15 protein-coding genes and 4 pseudogenes are annotated in these 15,785 nt (G+C 54.3%); 1 reads left to right on the forward strand and 18 read right to left on the reverse strand.

The genetic code is table 11. From position 1 onward, the window contains the following. Nucleotides 1-110 precede the first annotated feature (110 nt). Nucleotides 111-326 (reverse strand): transposase, encoded by a 216-nt coding sequence (locus AC559G_RS18230; protein WP_498913707.1) that lies wholly within the window; start codon nt 324-326, stop codon nt 111-113. A 239-nt stretch (nt 327-565) separates the two neighbouring features. Between AC559G_RS18230 and AC559G_RS18235 the strand changes: the two genes are divergently transcribed. After that, on the forward strand, nt 566-1,228 hold the full coding sequence (locus AC559G_RS18235) for a hypothetical protein (RefSeq protein WP_498913709.1): 663 nt from the start codon (nt 566-568) through the stop codon (nt 1,226-1,228). A 19-nt stretch (nt 1,229-1,247) separates the two neighbouring features. On the opposite strand, the pseudogene AC559G_RS18240 reads toward AC559G_RS18235, so the two are convergent. The 17 genes and pseudogenes from AC559G_RS18240 to AC559G_RS18320 all read right to left on the reverse strand — a co-directional run. Beyond that, nucleotides 1,248-1,470: pseudogene (locus AC559G_RS18240) on the reverse strand (IncC plasmid conjugative DNA transfer DtrJ family protein); the annotation flags it as partial. Between the two features lie 6 nt (nt 1,471-1,476). Then, nucleotides 1,477-1,596 (reverse strand): annotated as a pseudogene (locus AC559G_RS18245) (hypothetical protein); the annotation flags it as partial. A gap of 18 nt (nt 1,597-1,614) precedes the next feature. Then, nucleotides 1,615-2,274 carry a winged helix-turn-helix domain-containing protein gene (locus AC559G_RS18250; RefSeq protein ID WP_498913710.1) on the reverse strand — a complete coding sequence of 220 codons (660 nt, stop codon included), beginning with the start codon at nt 2,272-2,274 and terminating at the stop codon, nt 1,615-1,617. Nucleotides 2,275-2,301: 27 nt separating this feature from the next. Beyond that, nucleotides 2,302-3,174 (reverse strand): phosphorothioated DNA-binding restriction endonuclease, encoded by an 873-nt coding sequence (locus AC559G_RS18255; protein WP_416261044.1) that lies wholly within the window; start codon nt 3,172-3,174, stop codon nt 2,302-2,304. A 581-nt stretch (nt 3,175-3,755) separates the two neighbouring features. After that, nucleotides 3,756-3,893, reverse strand: a pseudogene (locus AC559G_RS18260) (IS3 family transposase); the annotation flags it as partial. Further along, a pseudogene (locus tag AC559G_RS18265) lies at nt 3,892-4,071 on the reverse strand (transposase); the annotation flags it as partial. The pseudogenes AC559G_RS18260 and AC559G_RS18265, both read right to left, overlap by 2 nt. 120 nt (nt 4,072-4,191) lie before the next feature. After that, nucleotides 4,192-5,160 carry a nucleoside hydrolase gene (locus AC559G_RS18270; protein WP_498913713.1) on the reverse strand — a complete coding sequence of 323 codons (969 nt, stop codon included), beginning with the start codon at nt 5,158-5,160 and terminating at the stop codon, nt 4,192-4,194. A gap of 13 nt (nt 5,161-5,173) precedes the next feature. Next, nucleotides 5,174-6,151 (reverse strand): type 1 periplasmic-binding domain-containing protein, encoded by a 978-nt coding sequence (locus tag AC559G_RS18275; RefSeq protein WP_498913714.1) that lies wholly within the window; start codon nt 6,149-6,151, stop codon nt 5,174-5,176. 35 nt (nt 6,152-6,186) lie between these two features. After that, nucleotides 6,187-7,182, reverse strand: coding sequence for a ribokinase (locus AC559G_RS18280; protein WP_498913720.1), 996 nt, complete (start codon nt 7,180-7,182; stop codon nt 6,187-6,189). Continuing rightward, nucleotides 7,182-8,075: an allose kinase gene (alsK, locus tag AC559G_RS18285; RefSeq protein ID WP_095846993.1), complete on the reverse strand. Its 894-nt coding sequence runs from the start codon at nt 8,073-8,075 to the stop codon at nt 7,182-7,184. Before alsK ends, AC559G_RS18280 begins: the two co-directional genes overlap by 1 nt. Beyond that, nucleotides 8,072-8,752, reverse strand: a complete 681-nt coding sequence (alsE, locus tag AC559G_RS18290) for a D-allulose 6-phosphate 3-epimerase (protein WP_095846994.1) — start codon at nt 8,750-8,752, stop codon at nt 8,072-8,074. Before alsE ends, alsK begins: the two co-directional genes overlap by 4 nt. Next, a complete protein-coding gene (locus tag AC559G_RS18295) occupies nt 8,752-9,801 on the reverse strand; it encodes an ABC transporter permease (RefSeq protein ID WP_095846995.1) in 1,050 nt (349 codons plus the stop codon). Before AC559G_RS18295 ends, alsE begins: the two co-directional genes overlap by 1 nt. A gap of 14 nt (nt 9,802-9,815) precedes the next feature. After that, nucleotides 9,816-10,805, reverse strand: a complete 990-nt coding sequence (locus AC559G_RS18300) for an ABC transporter permease (RefSeq protein WP_279026492.1) — start codon at nt 10,803-10,805, stop codon at nt 9,816-9,818. Next, nucleotides 10,798-12,303, reverse strand: a complete 1,506-nt coding sequence (locus AC559G_RS18305; RefSeq protein ID WP_498913716.1) for a sugar ABC transporter ATP-binding protein — start codon at nt 12,301-12,303, stop codon at nt 10,798-10,800. Before AC559G_RS18305 ends, AC559G_RS18300 begins: the two co-directional genes overlap by 8 nt. A gap of 344 nt (nt 12,304-12,647) precedes the next feature. Next, nucleotides 12,648-13,487, reverse strand: coding sequence for a DeoR/GlpR family DNA-binding transcription regulator (locus AC559G_RS18310; RefSeq protein ID WP_498913717.1), 840 nt, complete (start codon nt 13,485-13,487; stop codon nt 12,648-12,650). Nucleotides 13,488-13,940: 453 nt separating this feature from the next. Next, complete coding sequence (locus tag AC559G_RS18315; RefSeq protein ID WP_498913719.1) at nt 13,941-15,239, reverse strand: DUF445 domain-containing protein; 1,299 nt, start codon at nt 15,237-15,239, stop codon at nt 13,941-13,943. A 450-nt stretch (nt 15,240-15,689) separates the two neighbouring features. Beyond that, a partial coding sequence (locus tag AC559G_RS18320) for an IS3 family transposase (protein ID WP_498913690.1) occupies nt 15,690-15,785 on the reverse strand: 96 nt, incomplete at its 5' end.

Raw genomic sequence — 15,785 nt, forward strand, 5'->3', positions numbered from 1 at the left:
CTATATCGTTGGGTATTACAGTGCACTCAGGCCACACGAATATAACGGTGGGTTACCACCAAACGAATCGGAAAACCGATACTGGAAAAACTCTAAAGCGGTGGCCAGTTTTAGTTGACCACTTCATCTGTGGTTTTGTCTGCACCCGGCACCGGTATTCCCTCTGCTTTCGCCTTGTTACGCCAGTCATAGAGGGTAGCTTCTGATATCCCTTCCATCTGTGCAACTGCGGTGGCGGTCATGTTGTAGGGCGGCAGTAGTTTAGCCAGTGCGGCTGATTTACGTTCTGGTGAAATATGCTTCACGATCTGGTCCCATCTTGTCATTAGTTTTTTCGATAGGGGTGCCATCTATCCTGACAGAGGGGGAGCGGAACTGGTTACAAACAGGCTGGCGATAAATGTCGTGATTGCTTGCATAAGCGGCTTTTCTTTAGTTCTGGTTTATTAATTACCATGCAACGATCCGAAAGAAGATTTCAGCAAGAAATTGAAAATACGGTTACCAAGTTTATGTTGTACTGTTTTATGCTTATATGTAGTCTCATTTCTTAGGGGGATATATTATGGGTAAAATACTTGATATAGTGAATGGATGGATCACTGCAGCAGTGTCAAGTGGGACACTGGAAGTAAAGCAGATTCTTCTCTTTATTTTTATTGCTGGTCCATTGGCTCTTGTTATCTGGAAAATACGGGAGATTATCGCATTTGTTAACGATGTCAGGAATTCTAAATTAAATGAATTACAGCATCTTCTGGATAGCCACAAGCTCCCGGATGAAGTCAGTGCTTGCATACAAGATGAAATTACAAGGATAATTGGATATCGTATGACAAGCATTGCAGATGTCGCCAGGCAAAAAATTGTTTTGCGGCTACTGGTTGAGAATAGAGAGTCAATACCTGTCGGTTTCTTTAAAAAATTTAGAACGTTTTTGCTGATTAAAGATGGAGCTCTTGTATTTAAGAAAGGATTCTCTTTCTGGTTTGAGAACAGTATGTATGGTTTATTTTCTTTTCAGTTTCTATCGATTGCCATTTTATCTTTAATCTTATCTACTTACAGATATGAGCAAATTCCTGTTTGGGGACATTTGATATTATATTCAGTTGCTGTAGTTATGTTCCTGTTCTTTATTTCTTTTGGGCGAATGATACCTTGGCCTGAAGAATGTAAATTGTTAAATAAGATACTCCAGACCCAATATAATAATTCATCTGAATGATTTATCGATGATGGGGCGCTCACATATATTTTTTGAACGCCCCACCCGCCGCGGATACCACCAGCTCCAGGCATCAACACATACTTCGGCTCAAGAAAAACCGGTACCGCCAACCACACCAGTCCCGTGGCAGCCAGGCTAGAGCCGATCATACGCCTGGCGTGGTGATAAACAAACCCAGACTCATGGCCTGCGCCGAATCGACGTAAGTCGCGTCTTACCAGCCCGTCAATAAGACCAATTCTTCACAGCAGAGCCATGAAACGTGCGTCACTGCTCCTGCGACGCACGGCTTTCATCAGCAGTCGATGATGTACAGTGTCGAAGTAGCTGGACAGGTCACCCTCAATCACCCAGCGGCCCCGCGTGGCAATCCCCACTCTTTTCTATTTTTTTACTTTTTTCATTAAGGTTTTCAATTCCTCAATAGTGAGTGATGGTTTTTGTCTGTGGATCATTGCATGGCAATTGGGGCAGACAGGGCGAAGGTCTTTTACGGGGTCGAGTTTGTAGCGCTCTCCAATATCAGAGAGGGGAATAATATGGTGGACGTGAATATAGTCCTTACCGGTTTCACCATACGTTTTCTCAAAGTCCATATTGCACACGCTACACTGACAGCCGTAATGATCTATGCATTTGTCTCTTGCTGTTTTACTACGTTCGTATTTGTTAACTTTGATCTGTTTTACGGCACCTTCATAAAAGGTTTCCGGAACATCATCTGGATAATCGATTTCCAATCTGGTGGAAAGCGATTCTGCTTTTTTGATGCCATCTTGTGTGAGTTTCCAGATGCCAAGACCTGATTCTTTTGCATTATGAAGGTACTTGTAGTCAACAAGCTTTTTTCTCGCCCATTGGACCATGTTGTTCCATTGGGGGCGGTTGCTATCATCAGGAAGTAACATGCTCATTTCTTCGTTTGTAAGGCCAAACTCCTTCCCCAACGGTTCATAACATGAGGAAGAGCTTACTTCTCCCCCCCGATTATAGATATTTAAAAGTAAGGGGATTTCTATCTCTTTATAACTAGGAAACGACATATTTATCACCACCAAATTGTATGTGTGTTACTTCCTGAAAATTTCTCGTGTATGCCACGCAATAAAATTAGCTTGCGGATAATTCTCTTTCTGCATTGGGAGTTGGATTTGAGCTCCTGAGAAGTCCCAAAAGAGTCTGGATACAATGCTATTGCCATTTACAGCGGAAGATATTTGAACTCGCATATTTTCATCCACCCCAATAGCGCCTTTATCAAAGGCTTTATGATGGATTGCACAGAGCGCTAAACCATTCGCGATCTCACATGGCCCTCCATGCTGCTTCCATTTGATATGAGCTGCTTCCAGGGCTATGGAAGAATTGTCATGTCGCATATTGAACCCACAGATAGCGCATTCATAATTGTAGGCCCGCAGCACCTGCTGCCGAAACAAGGGATCGCGCTGTTTACGGATTTGCAGGATATTAAATCCCAACTCCTCGGCGAGTTCTTCCTGAATGCTTTCGGTAAAGTGTGCTTCGAGGATTTGCTGAGCCATAGAGTTAATCAGGTTCTTACTCTTTATCAAAAGAGTGTAATGCTGCTCGTCAAAACCACCTGCAACATGATGTTCAACTAATTCTCTTGCAGGTGGCTGTCTACTACTACCTGATGTGGAACAACGTTCCGCATTTTGCAGTTCCCAAAATCCATCACCCTGCAAACGCCAGAAGGGCATATCAGGTCGGTATTGGGCGCGTTGTGGTCCAAACCGTTCCAACAGGCTATGCAGGTTGTCTCTGACTTCTGAACCGTAATCAAACAGGCGCCCATGGCCGTTCTGATACCCCGCTAATACATATAACAGCAGCAATGGCTTATGTGGTGCACGCTGCTCGCCTTTGCGCCAGATCGTGATGTTAGTAACTGCCTGTTGCAGGGTTTTGATGGAATCCATTGATTTCACTATCAGGTAAATAATTTCGATTTTGCTCGTAAAATACTACCTGATCAAGGTTGAGGGAGGATATCTAGCCCATAGTTGCAACTCATTGAGTTAATTAGCCTTGTCATTCGTTAATCTCAAGCCTGTATGTCCACTCACCACATTGTGGACACTGCTTAATTCCTTAGTAGCGATGTTCACACCATGTACAACGCCATTTTCTTACTACATGTTCTGATCCGCAGTATCCAGAGGTCAAGTGGGGGAATGGGGGGTTATGGATGTGGCTACTTTTATCTGCCTCGCCATTACCGCCCCTGTACCCGGCGAGCGTACCGGAGTCGGAGTTCGAATCGCGTAACGACAACGTCGGGTTTTAGTTATTTCCTGCAGGTATGGCGAGAGTGAACAAATTCCTCCTCACCTGATTTATTCTCGATAACCACCACGTTGGCATGGCAGCTATCGCATTTCAGTTGACCCATGTAATCAACGGGCAATTCTCTGACTGTAACCCACTCGCCATCTTCGGTAATGGCGTGTTGGACAGGTAGAAATATTTGCATCCTGAATCGCCACGGATCACGGATAATCTAGATACTTCCGAGCCGTTGATAATATTGATGTTCATATTCCGTCGGTGACATCTGATCACTCGAGCCATGCCGAGGCTTACTGTTATAAAACATTTCGACGTAATCAAAAATATCACTGCGGACTTCTTCCCGCGTTCCCAGTCAGTTGTTGCTGTTGTTTACTGTGCCAGGCGTACAGTTGCAACTCATACAGGCCGAGCTGGCGAGCTGCGGCGGCAACCCCGATATGCTCAGCCAGTTTAAGCGCTTCCTGACGAAATTCAGGCGTATGTCGCTTACGGGGTTTCTTGCTGGTTGATACGGATTTTGTCATGTGAGCGACCTCTGGTTGAGAGTTTACTCACTTAGGCGGGTAATCCCCCATCAAAAAAGGCCCGACATTCCAGAGAAACATCAGGCCTTAACCTACCAAACATCACCCACTAACCGCCCATCAGCCGACGATTTGCGCCACGATATCACGGACGATTTTCTGCCCGTCGATGTGCGTGCACACCCGCACATTGGGCGATGTGTCGCGAAGCGGCACGGTTTGCCCCAGCGTTAGCCGGCCCGCGGTTTCAATGCCAATCGCCATCTCTTCGAAACGTCCAACGCTGGCATCGGCCGCCACGGCCACCGCCAGCGGATCATAAAGCACACAGCCTTCCGACCAGTCGAACATCGGCGCTTCGAAGTAGGTTGCGCAAACCTGCTTAAATAAGGCGGTCAGTGGTTTATCCTGCGCGATATCCTGCAGATGTTCACGCGTCAGCACCAAGCCGGTGGCGGTATTGGTGACATCAAGGCTCACCATCGTCAGCGGGATGCCGGAACGGAACACAATATCCGCAGCCTGCGGATCAAACCAGATATTGCATTCCGCCACCGGGGTGATGTTGCCGCGCCCCCAGGTGGCATCCATCCCCAGTGCGCCGGCCATCATCACCACTTCCTTAATCAACGGTTGGATGTCCGGCGCTTTCAGCAGCGCCAGCGCCAGGTTGCTGTGGGCGCCGATGCAAACCAGCGTGATTTCCCCCGGGTATTGCCGCACCAGATCGATGATCAGTTCGCTGGCGTGCCGGCCGCAATGGGAAGATTCCGCCGCTGGGAGCGCAATGCTGCCTTCGCGCCCGCGCGGGCCTGCATAGGCGCGCTGCAACAGCTCCGGCAGTGTTCCGCCCATCGGTGTGCCCATCCCGGCCGCCACCGGGATCGCCGTGCGCCCGGCCACCTGCAAAATGCGCGTTGCGCAGCGTGCGCCAAGCAGCGGCGGGCAATTGCCAAACACCGTCGTAATGCCCATTAGCTCCAGGCGCGGATCCTGCAGCGCCAGCATAATCGCTATCGGATCGTCGGCGTCGGTGCCTGGGATGCCGATTGCCGGATCGGTATCGATAATAATTTTACGTCTGGCCATCACCCGTCTCTCCTTACAGGCCCATTTTCAGCAGTTTGGGCAGGTTGTCTTTATCCAGGCTCTCCAGGCTGTCGCCGTACAGGGTGTGGTTAGTCGTATCTACCCGCATCTTGCCCATGCCTTCAATTTCAGTGCCTTCCGCGATCGGTTTGTTCTCCGCCACCATCTTTCCAAGACGGACGAAAATCTCCCCGGCGGTCATCGGGTTCCAGATATAGCCGCCCTTGATATCACCGCTGCGCACCAGTGCCGCCGCTTGTCCAGGGCTATAGGCGCCTACCACACAAACGCTGTCGCTTTTATTGCGCCGGGCAACGGCGCGGCCCGCGCCCACCGGCCCAGGGGAGCCAAAGGCCATCATCCCTTTGAAATCGGGATATTTAGACATCAGTTCATTGGTCACCCGCATGGAGTCATCCAGCGATTCCCCGGTGCCGTACAGATCGCCCACCTGCTGCATCTTCGGGTAGTGCTGTTTCTGGTAATCGATGGCCGCTTGCGCCCATTCACGGTGCAGCGGAATAGTCAGGCTGCCGACAATAATCGCGTACTGCCCCTGTTCCTTCATACACTGCGCCATCAGCTGCATATGCCGTTCGCCGAAGGTTTTCGCGTCCACCAGTTCAAAATCCCAGTCGGCGTTTTTCTGCGCCGGGGATTCATGCACAATCACTTTGATACCGGCGTCTTTCGCCTTCTTCAACGCCGGCTCCAGCACCGCCGGATCCACCGGCACCACGCCGATAATATCGACCTTCTGCGTGATAAGATCTTCGATGGCTTTTACCTGCAGCGCCGGATCCTGCGCCGTCGGCCCCACCTGCCAGGCGGTGATCCCTTGCTTGGCCGCTTCTTTCTTAATGCCTTCTTCCATCGAGTTGAACCAAGGGGTGCCGCCGACTTTCACTACCACCCCCATCTTCAGCGGCTCATTTGCGAATGCATAGCCGCTTAACGCCAGGGAAATCAGTACTGCCGCTATCTTTTTCATTTTGTGCTCCGTTTTTCGCTATGTAGGGTACTGCGTTAAAAACCAGAGAATGACGCGGGTGCGCCGGCCATTTCACTGCCATCGGCCAGTACGGTGATGCCCAGTTCCGGGTGTTGTTGCATCCGCGCGATCGCCTCGGCATACGCCGGCATCGCGGCGGCCGCACCGGGCCGCTCAACGCACACCGCCGCGTAGGCAGCGGCAAACAGCGCCGCCTGTTCCAATGTTTCCCCGGCGGCCAGGCGCGCGGCCAGCGCGCCGTTGAACGCGTCGCCGGCGCCGGTAGTGTCTGCCGGCTGGGCCGGGTAAACCGGCACCAGGGCCATCTGTTGCCCGGTTGATAGCAACGCCCCTTGCATGCCCAGCGTGATGATCAACTGGCGCACGCCCTTGGCGTGCAGCGCTTTTGCCGCCTGCCGGGCAGAGGGCAGGTCGGTGATCGCAATCCCGGTGATTTGGCCGGCCTCGGTGCTGTTGGGGGTGAGTAGATCGGTTTGTGCCAGAAAGCTGTCTTTCACCTTCTGCCAGGGCGCCGGGTTGACGATCACATAAGTGCCGACTTGCCTGGCGCAATTGACCATGCGCTGAATCGCGCTCAGGTTATTTTCCAACTGCACCAACAGGATATCGGCCGCGGCCACCGTGGGCTGGCATCGCTTCACCTCGGCGGCGCTGACCGTCAGATTGGCGCCGGGGTAAACCGAAATCATGTTCTCCGCATCATCCCCGGCCACAAAAATCATCGCGTTGCCGGTGGGCTTTTCCTTGCAGGTGAACAGGGTGATGGCATCGAACCCCGTCTTCTCCAGGTGGCGGCGGGCAAACAGCCCAAAATCGTCGTTGCCCACTTTGCCGATGTAATGCACCCGTGCGCCGGCGCGCAGCGCGGCCGTGGCCTGGTTGGAGCCTTTGCCGCCCGGCCCCATCATGGTGCTGTGCGCCACCAGCGATTCCCCCGGCATCGGGAAGCGTGACATTTTAGTAACGATATCCAGGTTAAACGAGCCGAATACGCAGACTTTGCCTTTCATCATGCCCTCCTGAAATAACGCGCCGCCGCCAGGCAGGCGCCCCGGCAGCCGGTGTGGTCGGTGGCATGGCTGTTGATGATCTTCAGGCCGCCGCGCGTTACCGGCGGGCGCAAATGGCGGGCGATCTCGCGGTGCAACTGCGCCAGCGGGAAATCGGCCATCGCCAGCACGCCGCCGCCGAGAATGAGATACTCCGGATCCAGGATGTTCATTTCGCTGGCGATCACCTTGGCCAGCCGGGAAACAAACTGCTGCAACGCCGGGTGTGCGCCGTGGCGGCTAAACAGTTGCGATATTGGCAGGGTGGGGTAATGCTCATGCGCCCAATGGCTTAACCAGCTCCCGGAGGTGATCGTCTCGGCGCACCCCTGGTTGCCGCAGGGGCACGGGCGATCGTTATCCGCCCAGGGAATATGGCCCACTTCGCCCGAGCCGCCATGCTCGCCGTGGTAAAACTGCCCGTTTAGCCACAGGCTGTTGCCCATGCCGGTGCCGAGGTAAAAGCCGACGGCGTTATCCGGCAGCGTGTCCAGTTGCAACAGATCCCACAGCATCAGGTGGTTAACATCTTTATCCATCGCTACCGGGGCGCCAATCATCTCGCTGAGATTCGCCGCCACCGGTATGCCGTCCAGCGCCTGGATAAACGGCAATGAAACCACCTGGCGGCGATCGCGGCTGAGGATCCCCGGCAGCCCAAGCATCACGCCGGCAATCGGCCGTTCGGCCTGGGCGGCGGCAATCAGTTCCGCCAGCGCGGCCAGCGCATCCGGCGCGGTCGCCCATCCGGCGGTGGGCAATTTGCGAAACCCCGCCCAGCCGTCGTCGCCTTGCAAGGTTAATAAACGGGTACTGGTGCCGCCGATGTCGATGCCCAGCCAGGTTTCAGTCATACCGGCTCCCGCGCCTGTTCGATGTTTTCGATCATTAAAGACCAGGCGGAAGCCAGATCTTCGTGCAGGTTAAACAGCCCGGACGTGCCTACAATCAGCACTTCCGCCCCGGCGTTCAGCAGCGTGCGATAGGTTTTCTGGTTGCACGAACCGTCGATCTCAATCAGATAGCGGTAGCCGTGCTGCGTTTTGAGATCGCGCAGTTCGGCGATTTTCTGCACCATTTCCGCAATAAACGGCTGGCCGGCGTAGCCGGGATCGACCGTCATCACGGTGATTTTGTCCAGCAGGTGGATGTAATGCTGAATAAAGGCGACCGGGGTGGCGGGGTTGAGCACCACGCCCACTTTTTTCCCCAACGCCCGAATTTGATTAATCACCCGGAAAGCGTCTTTGTTGATGGTTTCGGCATGTGGGCAGATGTAGTCCGCGCCGGCGTTGGCCACCGCCTCAATAAAATCGGTCGGCTCTTCCACCATCATGTGCACGTCGATCGTCACCGGCGTGAATGGCCGGATCTGTTCGATAAAGAAGGGCGACAGGGTGATGTTTTTCACATAGTGGCCGTCCATGATGTCGATGTGTAGGAAGTCGGCGCGGGTATTGAGCACCGCCAGTTGCTGCTTGATTTCCATTAGGTTCATGCACATTAATGAGGGCGAAATTAGGGTACGCATCAGACTTCCTTTTTGTTCGTTAAGCCGGCCTGGCGTGCAAGCAATGTGCTGCGCCGCACCGCGCGGGAGTGAAGGAGTTTGGTTTTGCAGAACTTCAGGCCCAGCACCACAATCAACACGGCGCCCCACATCGCCAGGCTGAAGTGCTGGCTGATGTTCATCAGGTTGAAGCCGGTCGAGAGGATCTGCAGCGCAATCAGCGCCAGCACCACGCCGGTAACCCGGCCAAACCCGCCGTTCGGGTCTGCGCCGCCCAGGATGATGGCCAGCACGGTAATCAGCAGGTAGGAATCGCCATAGCCCATGCGCGCCGAGTTGAAACGCGCCATCATTACCAGCCCGGCCAGCACGCACAGCAGGCTGGAAATGACATAAACCAGAATCAGTAAACGGTGGGTATTGACGCCGCTGAACCAGGTGGCGTTGATGTTGCTGCCGCCCATATAGATGCATTTCCCGGCGCGGGTTTTGCCCAAAAACAGCGCCATCGCGCCGCTGGCGCAGAAGAACAGCCAGAGCGGCAGCGGGATGCCCAGGAAGGTATCCGCCCCCAGCGCCCGCACCACGTCCGGCATGCCGCTCACCGCAGTGCCGCGCGTCAGCCAGATGCCGATGCCGTTGACCGTCATCATGGTCGCCAGCGTAACCAGAATCGGGTGCGCGCCGATGCGGCTCACCATCAGCCCGGTGATCAGCCCAATCAGCGTGGCGATCAACGCCGCCCCGGCCAGCGCCAGCAGCAGCCACAACAGTTGCAGGCCGGTACCGGCGCCGGCCGGCAGGAAGGTCAGCAGTACCCAGGCGATAAACAGCGCCGTCAGGTTGGCGGTGGCGATAATACACAGGTTCAGGCCGCCGCTAAGAATGGCGATAAACATCGCCAGCGTCAGTAGCCCCAGCTCCGGCAGTTGAAACGCCATGCTGACAAAGGTCGTCCCGGTTAAAAACCGCCCGGGCAACAAGAGGCTAAAGGCGACGATGCCGAGGGCAATCAGCAGCAACAGGCCAGGGTGCGCTTTATCACTGCTGAGAAAATGAAGTCTTTTCATGGCGTTCTCCCTGGTCAGACGAAGCTGACGTCGGTCTCTTTGCGTTTTTTGTAGTGGGTGACGGCGATGGCGACCATAATCACTACGCCGATGACGATGTTCATGAAGTAGCTGGAAACGCCCACCAGGTTGAGGCCGTTTTTCAATATGGCGATCAGGAACACGCCCATCAGCGTGCCGGTGACGCTGCCTTTGCCGCCCATCAGGCTGGCGCCGCCCAGCACGGTGGCGGCCAGTACATCCAGCTCGCCGCCCACCAGCGCGTTGGGCACCACCTCGCCGACGCGATAGACCTGCACCAGCCCGCCGATGGCGGCGAGCGCGCCCAGGTAGCCATAGGCCAGTATATGGATCAACCCCACCCGGATGCCGATGCGGCGTGCGGATTCCTGATCGCCGCCCGTGGCGTAGAGCTGGCGGCCAAGGTGGGTTTTGTTGAGCAGCAGCCAGGTGATCACGGTGATGATCAGCATAATGGCGAGCGGCAGGCCGATCTGGTAAGGCTGTCCATTGACGGTAAATGGCAGCACGTTATGCAGCGTGACCCACCACTCCGGCAGGTTATAGAGGCTGCGCCCTTCGGTGATCCACATCAGCAGGCCAAACAGCAGCGCCTGCATACTGATGGTGATGATGATCGACACAATCCGCAGCCAGTAGATCAGCACCGCGTTGATGACGCCGAACAGCGTGCCACAGAGGATCGCCAGCAGAATACTCAGCGGGGCATTATCGAAGCCCAGATTCACGAACAGCGCCGCAATGATGTACTGCACCACCGAAGCCACGGCGGCGAAGGAGATATCGATCCCCCCGGTCACCAGCACCACGAACAGCCCCAGCGCGAAGATGCCGGTGACGGCGTAGGTTTCCGCCAGATCGAGCAGGTTTTGCAACGACAGGAACTGTTCGCTGGCGAACGAGAACAGCACGATAAAGAACAACAGCACCCACGCCAGCCAGCCCTGGCTGGATTTCGGTTTGAGTAAGGATAAATCAGGCATTGATCACCTCCGCCAGTTGCTGCTGCGCCACCTGCTGCGGTTGATATTCGGCGTGTATGGTGCCGTCACGGAAATGAAGGATGCGGTCGCAGTTGTAGTAAACCTCCGGCACTTCGTCCGAAATAAGGAGGATCGCCAGGCCTTCTTTCGCCAACTGATGTATCAGGCTGTAGATACTGGCCTTTGCGCCGACGTCTACACCGACCGTGGGGGAATCGAGGATCAGGATCTTAGGCTGTGTCAGCACCCATTTCGCCAGCACGATTTTTTGCTGATTGCCGCCGGAGAGCGTGGAAATGGCGTGTTCCGGATCCGCCACGCGCACGCCCAGTTGGTTTATCCAACTGTGGATGAGCTTGTTTTTGCGGTATTCATCGATCAGGTGGAAGCGGTTGCGTAGCTGATCGAGGATCGCGATCACCATGTTGTCGGCGACCGACTGCTGCTGCACCAGCCCCAGCGTGAGGCGATCTTCAGAGACATAGCCGATGCCGGCCTTGATCGCATCCTCGTGGCTACGAAAGCGCACCGGTTTGCTGTCCAGCCAGATTTTGCCGCTGTCTGGCCGGGTCATGCCGAACAGCGATAGCGCCAGTTCGGTGCGGCCGGAGCCCAACAGCCCGCACAGCCCCAGGACTTCGCCTTCATAGAGGGAAAAGTTGACGTCGTGGTACTGCGCTTCACGGCTCAGGTTCTCCACCTCAAGCAGCTTGCGCTGCGGGTTCAGCGTCGGCGTTTTCAGGTGGTAGTCGAGTTTCAGGCCCGTCATCAGTTCGGTGAGGCGGCGGCTGTCCATGTCGCTGGCCGGCCAGGTGCCCATCTTGCGGCCGTCGCGCAGCACGGTAACCCGGTCGGAAATCTCCAGCACTTCATCCAGCCGGTGGCTGACAAATACCACGCAAATGTTTTTCTCTTTCAGATAGCGCACGGTGCGCAGGAGCTGGTTCACCTCGGTGCGGGTGAGCGAGGCGGTGGGCTCATCCATAATGACCAAGCGGGCATCCGCCACCAGCGCGCGGCAAATCGCCACCTGCTGGCGCTGGGCGATGGAAAGCGCCGCGACCTTCGCATCCAGATCCAGCTCGAACTTCAGCTCATGAATAATGCGTTGCGCGCAGGCTTTCAGCTTCTTCGCGCTGTACCAGCCCAGCAGGTGGCCCAGGTTATATTCGAAGGCGATGTTTTCCGCCACGGTGAGGTTAGGGAACAGCGACAGATCCTGATATATCACTTGGATGCCGAAATCGCGTGCCTGCTTGGGCGTGAGGCGGGAAATACGCTCACCGTTGCCGAGCGTAATCTGGCTGGCGGCATCTGGAACGTGAACGCCGGAGATGACTTTAATTAAGGTGCTTTTACCACAGCCGTTGGTGCCCGCCAGGCAATGTACCTCTCCCGCCATTAAGAACAGTGAAATATCGCTTAACGCACGGTTACCGCCAAAAGTTTTGGATAAATTTTCCAGCGTAATTAATGTTTGCGGTGTGAATGCTTGCATATTACAGCCTCGGTTTGGCCGGTGATGCTATACCCGTCATACTTCAAGCTGCAGGTGTGTTGGCTTGGTTACTCGGCCCATCCCTGGGCCTCGCCCCTTTGGGGCCGCTGCCAACAGCGTTCAAATCTGCTCCCGGCAGATTTGTCGCTCACCCCAGTCACTTACTCCAGTAAGCTCCTGGGTATTCGCTGCGTTGCCGCGTGATTCGGCCATTCGGCCTCACCCCTATGGGGCCAGCGCTAGCGCTGTTCAAAAACGCTTTTGCGTTTTTGTCCTGCAACTCGAATTATTTGGGGTATAACTGTGCCAGCGGAATACTGGCGATAAATTTTATTTTCATGGCGCTATATCTTTTGATGATTCATTAACTGCATAGCATTAGCGCGCTGTGAGCAATCAATCACATTCACGCCGTTCCATGCCAGTTCCTGTTGCAGCTCCTTATCTTTTAAACTGTCGGTAATTAAAAAATCGACGTCACGGTAATGGCAGATACGCGCGAATGAGGGGCGCAGGAATTTCCCCGCATCGAGCAATAAATATTTTCTTTCCGATGCCAACAACATCTGCTGCTTTAAATGGGCATTGTTTTCATTTGCTGCACGTAAATATCCATCGTTGCCCAGGCTGCTGCATGAAAAGAACGTTTTGTTGATCAGAAAATCCTTTAAGGGTTGTTCCGCTACCACGCCGTTAAAATCTTCGTTATGCGAGGAGTATTCTCCCCCCAGGCAAATGGTGCGAATACGTTCTTTGGCCGCCAGCGTCTGGACGATCTGCAGCGAATTGGTTAACACCGTCAGCTCGACATCCGGCAACTGGCGCGCCAGAAACCAGCTTGTGGTGCTGCTGTCCAGTAAAATACAGTCGCCTGGGTTGATAAAATCGAGCGCCCGCTTGGCAATTTGCGTTTTTTGCTGCGTGTTTTCATGCATCCGCAAACGAAAAGCCAATTCATGTTCGCTGAAATTACTGTTTTTTTCGGCCTGGTTGCGCTCATGTTTTCGCATCACTACCGCGCCGCCGTGGCTGCGTTGTAATAACCCCTTTTTCTCCAGGCGGGTTAAATCGCGGCGAATCGTTTCCTGTGATACCCGGCAAAGATTCACCAGTTCAGTGACCAGTACCCGGCCATGAAGATTTAATTCCTCCACGATCAAGCGGTGTCTTTCAATCGGCAACATAGCAACCTCCGATGACTATAAGTTAGAAGATCCGGCCGGTGTAAAATGTGCACCAGCCGAAACTGTCGACCGGCATTTTTACTGCCGTTTAAAAGTTGATGAATGTCGTTAAAAGAAGTGAAATAAATAACAGTCCGCACGTTTAATAGTGACTGTAATCACAAAAATAATCGTTTCAGGCATAAAATGCGCCCAAGCGCGATTGCGATGAAAAAACTATTCTTCAGAGATTACTATGACTGTTGATGCCCGTTTGTGAGGATATGACCGTTTTTCACTTAGAGTTGGGAAAGAGGTAAGGATGGAGGGTGAGCGATTTTGTGCGGAATGGATGCGTTGGCGATGGGGAATAGCACCGTTATTCGCCGGGTAGGGAACCGCAGGGGCGTGATCTTAACCCCTGCGCCATGGCGAAATAATGTGTGCGGCGGCGTGCCGAGAATCGCAAGAGCATCACTGCCCCACGCGCACCCAGGCGATCAACACCGGAAGCTGCGATAACAGATACAATATCAGGCCGATCACGCCGCCCACCACCGTGCCGTTGATGCGGATGCGCTGTAAATCCTTGCCGATATTCAGTTCCACCTGGTGCGACATATCGCGCGCGTCCCAGCTTTTTACCGTGTCGCTGATATGGCGGCTTAAAAACGTCGAAAATTCCGGGGCGGCATGGGTGGCCGCTTCTTCCATATGCTGATTCAGCGAAGCGCGCAGTTCCGCATCTTGCTGCAATGCTTCCCCCAGCCACTGCCCGGCGGCGCTGGCCCTGGTGTGCAATACCGAGTCGGTTTTGTCCAGATCCGCTTTCAGCCAGGCGCGCAGATCGCCCCATAGCTGGCTTATGTAGCTGTTTAGGGCCTCGTCCTGTTTCAGATAGTCTTTGATCTCTTCGGCTTTCAGTTGCATCTCCGGGCTGCTGCGCAACTGCGCGATCAGCCGCTGCACAGCGCGGTTAAAGCCCTGGCGCAATTCGTGCGCGCCATCTTGCTCGATATCATTAAGAATGGATTGCACCGCGCTAGCGGCCAGTTCGGCGCTTTTGTCGCCCACCCAGTCGGTCGGCAGCATTTTTTCGGTGATGGGGTGTTCACGCTTGAGCCAACTGATGACCTGCTGGGCGATAAACGCGTGCGTTCCCGGCTTGTTCACCAGATGCAACAGCTGGCGGATGGCGTCATCCAGCAGCACCTGGTGGCGGTTGTTTTTGGTCAGGCTCTCTAACAACATGGCTGACGTTTGCGATAAATCCACCTTATCAATCGCCTTATGAATAGCGCTGCGCATAAATGCCTGAATGCGTTGGTCATCGGCCAGATCGAGAAACCCGCGGATCATTTTCAGCAGATAGCCGCTGAACTGTGCGGCATTCGCCGGCGTGCTGAGCCAGTTGGCGATGATCTGCGCCGGATCGTGGCGGCGGATGAGCGCCAGCAGGGCGTTGGTGTTGAGAAATTTATCCTGCACGAACAACGCCAGGTTATCGGCAATGCGATTCTTGTTGCGCGGGATAATGGCGGTGTGGCGGCCCACCAGCGGTATCGGCACCCGGCGGAACAGTGCGCTAACGGCAAACCAGTCGGCCAATGCGCCGACCATCGCTGCCTCTGAGATGGCTTTCAGCGCGCCGATCCAGGCATTGGCAGGGAACCACAGCGGGTAAAGCACCGTGGCGATAAAAATACCCGCGGCGCCGCATAACAGCAGCAGTGGAAGGCGTTTGGCGCTGGCCAGTTCGGTTTCTTTAGTCATGTGGTTGTGCAGGTGATCCTTTCTTTAAATCGATGCCGGGACAATCAGAGATATATCCTTCTTTGCAGACTGTAGACGAATTTTGCGATGGCGGGGGATTTAACGATGAATGTGGCGGCGGCTTGCAATATGGGGGCGATTAACCGCACTGCAAACAGCATTCAAATCTGCTGCTGGGTATTTTGCTGCTCATGCCAGCCTTGGTCGGAGCCGTGGGGATAACGAGACTTATCTTGTCTCTCAGATCCTACTTCAGAGGGAATGCTGGCTGATGGTTCCATGTCGGTCGCTGAATTCATGGGGGTCAGTCGGGATGCCGGGTTGGCTGCTTACTATTTACTATAGTGTGGCGCTGGCTGCCAATGTCTACAGTGTTTTCGGTCTCATAGAAAAGCCTGCTGCGTGGCGTTTGTTCCGGTATGATCTTGCCCAGCAACGGTGGACACAGCCTTAAGCGAGGTTGCTTTCCTCAAATTGCACAGGGCTTAGCCCGCCGTTGGCACTATGCCGTCGGTGCCAATTGTAGTCTATCTCAATATACTCGAA

The organism is Gibbsiella greigii, assembly GCF_039540155.1.
Lineage (GTDB): Bacteria > Pseudomonadota > Gammaproteobacteria > Enterobacterales > Enterobacteriaceae > Gibbsiella > Gibbsiella quercinecans.

Excerpts from the sequence above, each read along its gene's own strand:
- alsE (WP_095846994.1), bottom strand. The coding sequence starts at position 8,752 with ATGCGTACCCTAATTTCGCCCTCATTAATGTGCATGAACCTAATGGAA.
- AC559G_RS18305 (WP_498913716.1), bottom strand. The coding sequence starts at position 12,303 with ATGCAAGCATTCACACCGCAAACATTAATTACGCTGGAAAATTTATCC.
- alsK (WP_095846993.1), bottom strand. The coding sequence starts at position 8,075 with ATGACTGAAACCTGGCTGGGCATCGACATCGGCGGCACCAGTACCCGT.
- AC559G_RS18235 (WP_498913709.1), top strand. The coding sequence starts at position 566 with ATGGGTAAAATACTTGATATAGTGAATGGATGGATCACTGCAGCAGTG.
- AC559G_RS18280 (WP_498913720.1), bottom strand. The coding sequence starts at position 7,182 with ATGAAAGGCAAAGTCTGCGTATTCGGCTCGTTTAACCTGGATATCGTT.
- AC559G_RS18315 (WP_498913719.1), bottom strand. The coding sequence starts at position 15,239 with ATGACTAAAGAAACCGAACTGGCCAGCGCCAAACGCCTTCCACTGCTG.
- AC559G_RS18270 (WP_498913713.1), bottom strand. The coding sequence starts at position 5,160 with ATGGCCAGACGTAAAATTATTATCGATACCGATCCGGCAATCGGCATC.
- AC559G_RS18295 (WP_095846995.1), bottom strand. The coding sequence starts at position 9,801 with ATGAAAAGACTTCATTTTCTCAGCAGTGATAAAGCGCACCCTGGCCTG.
- AC559G_RS18275 (WP_498913714.1), bottom strand. The coding sequence starts at position 6,151 with ATGAAAAAGATAGCGGCAGTACTGATTTCCCTGGCGTTAAGCGGCTAT.
- AC559G_RS18300 (WP_279026492.1), bottom strand. The coding sequence starts at position 10,805 with ATGCCTGATTTATCCTTACTCAAACCGAAATCCAGCCAGGGCTGGCTG.
- AC559G_RS18230 (WP_498913707.1), bottom strand. The coding sequence starts at position 326 with ATGACAAGATGGGACCAGATCGTGAAGCATATTTCACCAGAACGTAAA.
- AC559G_RS18255 (WP_416261044.1), bottom strand. The coding sequence starts at position 3,174 with ATGGATTCCATCAAAACCCTGCAACAGGCAGTTACTAACATCACGATC.
- AC559G_RS18310 (WP_498913717.1), bottom strand. The coding sequence starts at position 13,487 with ATGTTGCCGATTGAAAGACACCGCTTGATCGTGGAGGAATTAAATCTT.
- AC559G_RS18250 (WP_498913710.1), bottom strand. The coding sequence starts at position 2,274 with ATGTCGTTTCCTAGTTATAAAGAGATAGAAATCCCCTTACTTTTAAAT.